This is a genomic window from Streptomyces sp. NPDC059718 (assembly GCF_042733315.1).
In the GTDB taxonomy this organism is placed as follows: domain Bacteria; phylum Actinomycetota; class Actinomycetes; order Streptomycetales; family Streptomycetaceae; genus Actinacidiphila.
This window is the reverse complement of record NZ_JBHWGA010000102.1, coordinates 1-9,371: the sequence shown is the minus strand read 5'-3', so window position 1 is coordinate 9,371 and position 9,371 is coordinate 1. Positions and strand designations below refer to the sequence as shown.

The following is a 9,371-nucleotide window of genomic DNA, read 5'->3' as shown; positions in this document are numbered from 1 at the left end:
CCTGCAGATCCTCCTCGCGACCTGGACCGGCGCCTGCCCCACCTGCCACCGCGACATACCCACCCCAATACCGACCTGACCAAGCACTACTAGGGGTGATGTCCTTCGCCCTGCGGCAGCGTACGGACTCGTTCGAGGAGGACGACGTACGCCTTGTCGAGGAACTGGTCTCCCACGCCGGAGTCTGTGTGGACAACGCCCGGCGCTTCACCGACCAGCAGACAGGCCTCCGAGTCTTGCAGCGCAGTGGCCTTCTGCCCGCTCATAGCGGGATCGAGGTAGCGTCACGCTACCTCGTCGGCACCGCCAGCAACGGGGTGGGCAGCGCCTGGCTCGACGTGAGACCGCTGGCCGGTGCCCGCGTCGCCCTGATCGTCGGTGATGTCGTGGGGCACGGCTTCCACGCCGCCATGACCATGGGCCGAGTACGGGCCGCCGTGCGCACACTGGCCGACCTGGACGTACCTCCTGACGAGCTCTTGGCCCATCTCGATCATCTGTACACCAGGGCGCCGGGTGCCGATGAGCCCATCGACGGGGACGAGGCGCAGACCGTGGCCGCCGCGGTCACTGGTGCGACCTGCCTGTACGCCATCTACGACCCTGTCACCCGGCAGTGCACGATGGCCTCGGCCGGCCACCTGCCGCCCGCCGTCGTGAGCGCGGGCGGCATGCGCGTGGCCGGTGCCCTGGTACCCGACGTGCCGTCGGACGACATCGCTCTGCTGGTGGCTCGTACCCACACCTTGGGCCGGGATCGGGTCGTCTCGTGGGATCTGCCCGCCGACCCTGCCGTGCTCGCAGACCCCCGGGAAAACGCCTGCGCCCAGCTCTCGCAGTGGGGCCTGGACGAGTTGGCGTTCACCACCGAGCTGATCGTCAGTGAATTGATCACCAACGCCATCCGTTACGGCAGCACACCGATTCGCCTCCGCCTGATTCGGGACGAGGCCCTGATCTGCGAGGTAGCGGACGGCAGCAGCACTTCGCCTCGACTGCGGTTCGCCCGCACCACCGACGAGGGCGGCCGCGGCCTATTCCTTGTCGCCCATCTCACTCGGGGATGGGGCACCCGCTACACGCAGAACAGAAAGATCATCTGGGCGGAACAGAGTGTTCCGGCATCGTACGGCCCAGACTTCATGTGACACCTGCCGACAGCGTCGACACCCGAACACTCAAGGTGGGCTCCAGCAGGACCGACTCGACTTCCTTGCCCTCGATAATGTCGCTCAGCATGCGGGCGCCGACACTGCCCATCTCCTTCATCGGCGACCTCACCGAGGTCAGAGGCACAGGCATGAACTGGACCAGCGGAATGTCGTTGTAGCCGATGATCGCGATGTCGCGCCCCGGGACCCGACCGTGCTCACGAGCGGCGCCCATGGCGCCCACGGCCGCGAAGTCGTTGATCGCAAAGAGGCCGGTCAGCTCCGGATGGCGGGTGAGGAGTGCGTTCGCGGCTTCGTAGCCGCCCTCGGCGTCCGGCGCGGAGGGCTGGACGCAAGTGTCGGGAACGCGGATACCCGCAGACAGGAATCGCTCCACGAAACCGTGGGCGCGCTCCACACAGGTACTCGCGTAGTCCGGGCCGGCGATCACCCCGACAGCCTCATGACCCAGCTCCAGCAGATGCTCGCCAGCGAGCTGCCCGCCACGGACATCGTCGGTCGCCACCGACGGGTGGCCGCGCAACCGGCGGTTGAGCAGCACGTACGGGACGCCCCGGCGCTTCAGCGACTGAACGAGTTCGTCGCCGTCGAGCCGGGCGTCACCGACCACGAAACCCTCGACCCGTTTGGCCAGCAGCCCGTCGAGGCGTTCCATACGCAGTTGGACATCGTCGTTGGTGCTTGACACGACAGTCGTGTAACCCATCTCACGGGCCGCCTCGTCGGCGCCTTCGAAGATGCGAGCGAGGACATAGTCGGTCAGACGGGGCATTATGATCCCCAGCACACCGCTACGACGCGTCCGAAGGGACGCGCCGGCCGGGTCGGGGTGATAGCCCATCTCCTCGGCGATGGCGCGGACGCGTTGGACCGTCTCATGGCTCACACCGGTCGACTTAGGCGACAGCGAGCGGGACACAGTCGACACATGCACGCCTGCCCGCTTGGCGATCTGCGCGAGCGTCACTGGCTCGGATGGGGGCACGTCACCGCCTTTTCCGCGTCTGCTGTTCTGCGGATTCATTGTATGCGCGGCGCCCAACGCTCAGGCCCGACGAGGGTTTCAGGATCCTGCCTCCAACTCCCAGTCTTTGATGTCGCCGAGCGGGCCGAAGAGGCCATCCGGCAACTCCATGGACATGCTACGCCCGCTCCGCGCCGATCGCGGCCAGTCCCGGTTGGCGAGCGCCGCCTTCCCCAGCGCGACAAGATCGGCCGCACCCGAGGCCAGGAACGATCTTGCGGTCGCCGGACCGTCCAGCTGGCCGTTGGCGATCACGGGTAGGCGGCTGTGCAGCTTGGCGAGTGCCGACAGGGTCTCGGTACCGGTGTCGAATGCCGGGGCTGTGGCCTGGTATTCCGTGGTATGCACAAAGTGGATGCCGGTACGGCCCAGGGCACCGAAGACGGTCTCTGCGTCCTTGGCGCCACCCGCCCAGCGGTGGGCAGCGTCGCTGACCTTGGCCTGCGAGACACGGATGCCGACGCAGATGTCCGAGCCGACTTCCTGCACGACCGCGTCACACACCTCAACGGCGAAACGGACACGGTTCTCGGTGCCACCGCCGTATTCGTCGCCCCGCTGGTTCATGTAGTCGGTGAGAAACTCGTCGAGCAGGTATCCGTTCGCGCCGTGCAGTTCGACGCCGTCGAATCCGGCGTTCGCCGCCCTGCGGGCCGCCGATGCGAAGGCCCGGCGGATGTCGGCCATCTCCAACTTGTCGAGTGGCCTCGGGGTAAAATACGGCCCACTTCCTCGGTACATGACCAGTTGCTCCCCGCGCGGCGCCACCCCCGACGGGCCGACAGTTCCGGCAACGTACGTGTTCCCCTGTCCCTGGGCGCCCGCGTGCATGAGCTGCGCGAAGAACTTGGTGCCCGTTGCGTGGACCGCGTCCACGACAGGGCGCCAGGCCTGCTCGTGTGCGCCGGTGGCCAGACCCGGCTGGTACAGGTAGCCCTGGCTATACTCGGTGTCGATGTACGTGCCCTCGGTGATGATCAGGCCGAATCCGCCGTGCGCGAAGCGCGCGTAGTAGCGGGCCATGCGATCGGTGGCGCAACCGTCCTCGGCGGCGCTGACACGGGTCATCGGCGCTACCACTGCCCGGTTGGCGAAGGTGGTGCGGCCGACCGTGAGCGGTTGGAACAGCTGGTCGTGCGGCGTTGCGGTGCCGCGCTGCGCAGTTGCGTCGGTCATGGTGTTGTCCTTGAGCTCGATGTCTGTGGAACGTTCTGGGTTCACGGGCTGTGGCGCGGCGACCCGAGCGGGGCCACCGCGCGTCACGGTATGACGTCACCGCTGTTGGGTCCGAGGACCTGGCCGATGCCGTGGTTGCCGGACGGTCGCCGGCGAGCAGGAGACCAGGAAGGTTTCGACGGTGACCGGGGTCACGCTGCTGGTGGTCCTTGAGGCAGACCACTCGAGTTCTTCGCGCGTCTTCGGCAAGAGGGTCCCGAAGAGGGCCGAGGTGCTCGCTTACTGTCCGAGGTTGCGAGCACCTCAGCTCGCTAGGCTGGTCGGCCGGGCCTCAGGTCGCGGACTTCGAAGGTGTGACCGTAGCGTGGCCCACCGCGTTCTCGGCGCTCATGCCGCTGAGGGGCTTGACGTTGCGGGCGAACAGGATGGCGACGGCGGACAGCAGGAGCGGTACGCAGCCCCAGATGAGTCCCGCGCGGATCCAGGCGTGGGCTTGCTCGTGGGCGCTCGAACCCGCCGCCGAGAGGGTCGCTGTAAACAGTGACCCGCCGATGATCGCGCCCACCTGTCCCAGGGCGTTGATGAACGCGCCAGCGGTCGCGCGGTTCTCGGCGGGGAAGGACTCGCCGTTGAAGAATAGCACGGCGGCGTAGGGACCGATCAGGAAGAAGGTGCCCACCGCGTACGCCGCGACCAGGAGCCCGAAGTTGCCGTTCGGTCCGAGGACCATCACCGCGAAGCAGATCGACGAGACGGCCCAGCCGAAGGAGATGGTGCTGCGGCGGCTGAAACGGTCACCCAGCCAGCCGTGGAACAGGTAGCCGAGGAAGCCGGCCAAGTTGGAGATGATCAGGACTTCCAGAGCGCTGCTGAAGGACACCCCCTTACCGTTGACCAGGATGAGCGTGCCCTGGAAGGCAAATGCCAAGATGCCCAGCCAGTTGAGCAGGAAGGCGGCCGAAAGCGACAGCGTCCCGCGCAGCGACTCGCCCTGGAACAGAGCAAGGACACCGGCCTTGCGCACGGAGTGGTCCTGTCCGGTGAGGCGAGCGAGTTCCGCCGCGTCCTGCGTCCGGCCTTCCGCACGCAGTTCCTTAACGCGGCGCTTGGCTACGAAGACCGGACTCTCCTTGAGCCTGCGGGCCACGAACGGTATGAGCAGGGCCGGGAACACGGCGACCACGAAGCACAGCTGCCAGCCGCCCACAGGTTCGAGGATACGGATCGAGATGTCCGCGATCACCGCGCCGATGGGCCAGCCGCCTTGCACGAAGGCGTACAGGAAGCCGCGGCGCCGTGCGGACTTCTCGTCCGTGTAGACGTGCGCGAACATCTCGTTCAGGTACGTGGCGTTCACAGCCTGTTCGCTGTATCCGACGCCGGCCAGCGAACGGATCACCACCAGGAGAACGATGCCTGCGCCACCGATCGCTCCGGCCGCGTAGCCGCCGAGCCAGGTGAGCAGCGACGCGATCGCCGCTCCTACTACGCAGCCGACGATGCCTGCGCGCCGCCCGAACCGGTCCACGAAGGGGCCGACCAGGAAGGCGACGATAGCCGTGCCCGCGGTCACCCAGGTGTTGATACCGGTGGTCTTCGCACTGCTCCAGCCCAGTTCACCGCTGATGACCGGAAGGAGATTGGCGAAGAGGATGAAGTCGTAGACGGCGAACGTCCACGCCAGGAAACAGAGGGCGGTAGCTCGGCGCACGTCGATGAGCGTCACGCTCGCTCTGATGCGTTCGGCTTCCGCCGCCATGGTGAGGGTGGGCATGGCACAGCTCCTTACTACACCCGCAGGTGCACATGGGGACAGGATGGGCTTTTCCCCGAGAACGGCGCTGCCGGACGGACCGGACTACTGCGCCGCGTCGAATCGCTCCTTGATCTCCGGGTGGCCGGTGCCCGAAGCCAGGAGGCAGATCAGCAGCAGTCGTGCCTTGGCCGCATCGAAGGCACGGCCGCTGATGATCCCCCGGTCGAGGAGATCACGCTCGGAGCCGGGGAAGTTGTAGGTGGATTCGTATAGTTCCCCGCCGCCGGTTCGGGTCACCATGACCACGGGGATGCGGTCGTTCGTCGCCACGAGTGACTCGACGATGGGGCTGGGGACGTGTCCGCTGCCGAACACTTCGACGATCAGGCCGTCCATGCCTTCGACGTGTTCGGGCCGGAGGGGGGCGGATCCCAGGCCGATCTTGGTGATGCCGACCGTGGGCAGGGGGCTGGTGATCTCGGCCGGCTGCAGGGCAGCCGGGTAGCCGCTCGGGACAAGGGGGATGCGTACGCGGTTCTCGGCCACCCAGCCGACGGGGCCGGTGTTGGGTGAGCCGAAGGCGACCACGCTGGAGCTGTGGATCTTGCGCACGAACCGGGGCAGGTGGATCTCGTCAGCGAAGACCACCAGGGGGCCGAGTCCAGCCGCCAGAGGTGAGGCGGCCACTCGGATCGCGGCGAGAATGTTGGCCGGTCCGTCGGCTCCGGGGAGGGAAGGATTGCGCATGGCCCCGGTGAGCACGACCGGCGGGCCGTCCTGGCCGAGAAGGAGTTCCAGCAGGTAGGAGGTTTCCTCGAGCGTGTCGGTCCCCTGCGTGACCACGATCCCGTCGACCTCGTCGGCCCGCTGGCGGATCAGTTCGGCCAGCTCGATGACGTCCTCGATGGACAGGTCGCCGGAGGGGTACTGGCGGAACGACTCCATCGAGATGCCCGCGAGGCTCGCGGCGCCCGGTACGGACGCCAGAAGTTCGGCCGGGCCGAGCCGGGGTGCGGCTCCTTCTCCGTCCGCGGCCGGGACCGAGGCGATCGTGCCCCCCAGGGTGAGGATGAGCAGGCGCGGGAGTGAACTGGACACAGTGGTTTCCTTCGCGGTGATAATCAGGTCTTGCCCCGTCCCAGGGCAATGCGGTGGCTGAGGCCGCGGATCAGTCCAGTTCCCGGTCGAACGGGTACCGCTTGTTCTCGGCGAAGGGGAATCGGGTGCGGAAGTCCTCCGCGATGTTCTCGAAAGTGTCGAAGGTGACGCCCTCGTGGCCCTGGATGTGCTCGATGAGCCGCTCCAGCATCAGCAGCACATGCGGGCGGCCGGAGACGTCGGGGTGGATGGTGATCGGGAAGATGGCGTAGTCGTACTCCCGGTGCACCCAGTCAAACTGGTCGCGCCACATCTCCTCGACGTCACGCGGGTTGACGAAGCCGTGGCTGTTCGGGCTAGCCTTGATGAACATCATGGGCGGCAGGTCGTCGACGTACCAGCTGAAGTTGATCTCGACCAGGTCGACCTCCTCGCCGCGGACGAGCGGCTTCATCCAGTGCTCGGCGGGCTTGGCAAGGTCGATCTTGGTCCAGGTGTCGCCGGTACGGGCGTAAAACGGCTGGAAGTCGTGGAACGCCTGGCTGTGGTCGTAGCGGAAGCCGTTCTTGAGCAGCAGGTCCGTGGTGACGGGGGAGAGCTCACACCACGGGGCGATGTAGCCGCGCGGTCGCTGCCCGGAGAAGCGCTCGACCAGTTCGATCGACTTGTTGAGGACGTCCTCCTCCTGCTGCGGGCTCATCTGGATCGGGTTCTCGTGGGAGTACCCATGGGCGGCGAGCTCGTGGCCGTCGGCGACGATCTGCTCGATCCGGTGCGGAAAGGTCTCGATCGAGTGTCCCGGGGCGAACCATGTAGCCTTGAGGTCGTACTTCTGGTACAGCTTCAGCAGCCGCGGGATGCCGACCTCGCCGGCGAACATGCCGCGCTGGATGTCGGCGGGAGAGTCCTCGCCGCCGTACGAGCCGAGCCAGCCAGCCACCGCGTCGATGTCTGCGCCGATACAGACCTTGATGTCCTTGGCCATTTGGGTTCTCCTCCAGCTTGGTCGAATTATCTGATTTGCGAAGGTCTCACTAATCATGGCTTGCAAACGATTGCGGTGAGATTATGTGGGGACCCGGGCCGCGTCAACGGTTTCGACATTTTTCCTAGTTAAATGGCGACAGCCAAGCAGGCAGGCCGCGTCCCAGTGATCGAGAACCTTTGCGTAGCTGGGTTGCCTATCGACGGTCAGGCCGTCGCGCTGGGCACGAAGGCCGCGAGCGAGCGGGCAAGGTCAGCTGGCTTCAGGCCGCTCAGGACGAAGACCATCGAGGTTCCGTGACCAGGCTCCGCCGGGACCGGCAGCGAGATGTCGGGCCCCATCGACTGGACCAGGAGGTGCCCATCGGCCGCCGGTACGACGCCTTTGCTGCGCAGCAGGCCCTCTGGGTGCGCCCTGCACACGGAGTGAAGCCACAGGGCGTACTCGGCCCACGACGTACCCGGGCACAACGTGGTCGTCCAGGACCGGAGAGGCGCCGCGCTGTCCAACTCGTCGTCGTACCGTTCCGCTTTCGCAAGAGGCGTCGCCTTGACGGGCGTCTCGGCACCATGATCGGCCGCAACCACCACGCAGGACGCGTTGAGCCCGCGGACGGTTGCGGCCAGACGGTCCAGGTCCGCGGAATCGGCGAGGTCCGAACGCGCGAGTACGACCCGGTCTGCGAGCCCGATCTGGGCACGTGCGGCGGCGCGGTGCCGCAGAAGCCGTCGTCCGCCGATGCTGTCGATCACGACGACGAGGTCTCGCAACGCGACGTTGAGCCGGAGCACCGGGTCGTCGGTCAGCAGCCGTACGACGCGGTGGGGACGGGCCAGCCCGGAGGTTTCGACGATGACATGGAGAGACTCCCGGCCAGTCTCACGATGTCGTCGTTCCACCAGCCGCAACAGGGTGGATCGCAGGTCGTCGAGCCGGTCGCAGCACGCACAGCCCCCGACGATCTCCTCAACGAGTACGCCCACGCCCCGGACGGCGTTCCACAGCGTGCGGGTGTCGACTCCCGCGTCCGCGAAATCGTTTACCAGCAGCACGTCTGCGGCGTCCGGCTCGTCCCGCAACCGTTGCTCGAGCCAGGTTGTCTTGCCCGCGCCTAGAAATCCTGAGACGAGCGTCACCTCGATCACGAGCCACCGTCATCGCTGACGGCGGCACGGGCTGAGAGTGCCGCATCGACGACTTCCGGCGCCAGCACGTCGATGGTATGGCTGCTAAGGTCCTCGGCCGCGCTAAGGATCTCGTCGAGGCGGAAGATCGTGCGGGACTTCCCGGTGGCGGTACGCACAGTCAAGGCAACGACTCCCGGAGGAGCGACGACTTGGACGCCGGCGCCAGCCAGGAGCACGCTCGCTGCTTCAGCAAGAGCTGTCCTTGCACGGCGCCTGGCAGCCAGCGAGTCCGTCACACCTGCGGTGAACCAGTCGACACTCGTTGCAGTGGAACGGCACTGTCCACACACAGCCGTCTCCCCTCTTCGAAAACGATTGCGCTGACGAGACACTAGCTCGTAGGTAAGGAGGAAGCCAGAGATGCGTCTGGGAGACGCGCCTCAAACGCAAGGGCGGTTCGAAGGCCACGCGACACCGGTCATTCCACCGGGTCCCCCTGAGTCTCGACGGACTAGTACTCCAGCAGGATTTCGCTGTCTGACCTGCGGGTTTCGCTGGGCGGCTGGAGTGTAGCGGGCCACGGAGAGGTCAGGGGTGGCTTTCGGCAGGCCGCCCCTCGATCGTGCGAGAGCGACGTAAGTAGTGGCAATGGCGGGCGACTGCTTGGCGTTGTCGGCGCCAGTTCGACCAGCTCAGCGCGTGGTGTCGTCCTCGGTGTCCACGCAGCTGCGGGGATCTGGGGAGACAAGCTGCCAGGAGTCGCCGAATCTCCGCCACTGTGAGCGCAATGGTCCCGGCTGCCTCATCGGTTTTGCCCCCTTTTCGCGGACTTGGTGCGCCGTGACGGCCAGGAAAGCGTGCGCGAGCATGGCGAGGGTGATGTGCCGGTACCAGCCGACGTAGCGGCGGACTTCGTACTGGTCCAGGCCGCATTCGTACTTCGCGGTCTGGTCGGGTAGGACCGCCGCATTGCTGCGGCGGTCCCCCCTCAGAACCGTGCGGGCCCGTTGTCCGAGCACACGGCTCAAGCAAG

Annotated in this window: 7 protein-coding genes and 2 pseudogenes; 1 reads left to right on the top strand and 8 read right to left on the bottom strand. The window is 66.6% G+C overall.

All coding sequences use genetic code 11. From position 1 onward, the window contains the following. Positions 1 to 236 precede the first annotated feature (236 nt). A pseudogene (locus tag ACFV3E_RS45840) lies at positions 237 to 1,148 on the top strand (ATP-binding SpoIIE family protein phosphatase); the annotation flags it as partial. Here the strand turns inward: ACFV3E_RS45840 and ACFV3E_RS45835 are convergent. The 8 genes and pseudogenes from ACFV3E_RS45835 to ACFV3E_RS45800 form a co-directional block, all read right to left on the bottom strand. Next, positions 1,141 to 2,139 (bottom strand): LacI family DNA-binding transcriptional regulator, encoded by a 999-nt coding sequence (locus ACFV3E_RS45835; protein WP_500542386.1) that lies wholly within the window; start codon positions 2,137 to 2,139, stop codon positions 1,141 to 1,143. The pseudogene ACFV3E_RS45840 and the gene ACFV3E_RS45835 overlap by 8 nt on opposite strands. Before the next feature lie 96 nt (positions 2,140 to 2,235). Continuing rightward, positions 2,236 to 3,372, bottom strand: coding sequence for an oxidoreductase (locus ACFV3E_RS45830; RefSeq protein ID WP_500542384.1), 1,137 nt, complete (start codon positions 3,370 to 3,372; stop codon positions 2,236 to 2,238). Between the two features lie 331 nt (positions 3,373 to 3,703). Beyond that, positions 3,704 to 5,146: an MFS transporter gene (locus ACFV3E_RS45825; protein ID WP_500542382.1), complete on the bottom strand. Its 1,443-nt coding sequence runs from the start codon at positions 5,144 to 5,146 to the stop codon at positions 3,704 to 3,706. 84 nt (positions 5,147 to 5,230) lie between these two features. Then, the gene (locus ACFV3E_RS45820) at positions 5,231 to 6,226 is read right to left on the bottom strand and encodes an asparaginase (protein WP_500542380.1); all 996 of its coding nucleotides are present in this window, start codon (positions 6,224 to 6,226) and stop codon (positions 5,231 to 5,233) included. Between the two features lie 70 nt (positions 6,227 to 6,296). After that, positions 6,297 to 7,211, bottom strand: a complete 915-nt coding sequence (locus ACFV3E_RS45815) for a polysaccharide deacetylase family protein (protein WP_500542378.1) — start codon at positions 7,209 to 7,211, stop codon at positions 6,297 to 6,299. Between the two features lie 206 nt (positions 7,212 to 7,417). Next, positions 7,418 to 8,356 carry a CobW family GTP-binding protein gene (locus ACFV3E_RS45810; RefSeq protein WP_500542376.1) on the bottom strand — a complete coding sequence of 313 codons (939 nt, stop codon included), beginning with the start codon at positions 8,354 to 8,356 and terminating at the stop codon, positions 7,418 to 7,420. Next, a complete protein-coding gene (locus ACFV3E_RS45805; RefSeq protein ID WP_500542374.1) occupies positions 8,353 to 8,520 on the bottom strand; it encodes a hypothetical protein in 168 nt (55 codons plus the stop codon). The genes ACFV3E_RS45810 and ACFV3E_RS45805 overlap by 4 nt, the downstream gene beginning before the upstream one ends. A 510-nt stretch (positions 8,521 to 9,030) precedes the next feature. Continuing rightward, positions 9,031 to 9,371 (bottom strand): annotated as a pseudogene (locus ACFV3E_RS45800) (hypothetical protein); the annotation flags it as partial.

Excerpts from the sequence above, each read along its gene's own strand:
- ACFV3E_RS45815 (WP_500542378.1), bottom strand. The coding sequence starts at position 7,211 with ATGGCCAAGGACATCAAGGTCTGTATCGGCGCAGACATCGACGCGGTG.
- ACFV3E_RS45825 (WP_500542382.1), bottom strand. The coding sequence starts at position 5,146 with ATGCCCACCCTCACCATGGCGGCGGAAGCCGAACGCATCAGAGCGAGC.
- ACFV3E_RS45830 (WP_500542384.1), bottom strand. The coding sequence starts at position 3,372 with ATGACCGACGCAACTGCGCAGCGCGGCACCGCAACGCCGCACGACCAG.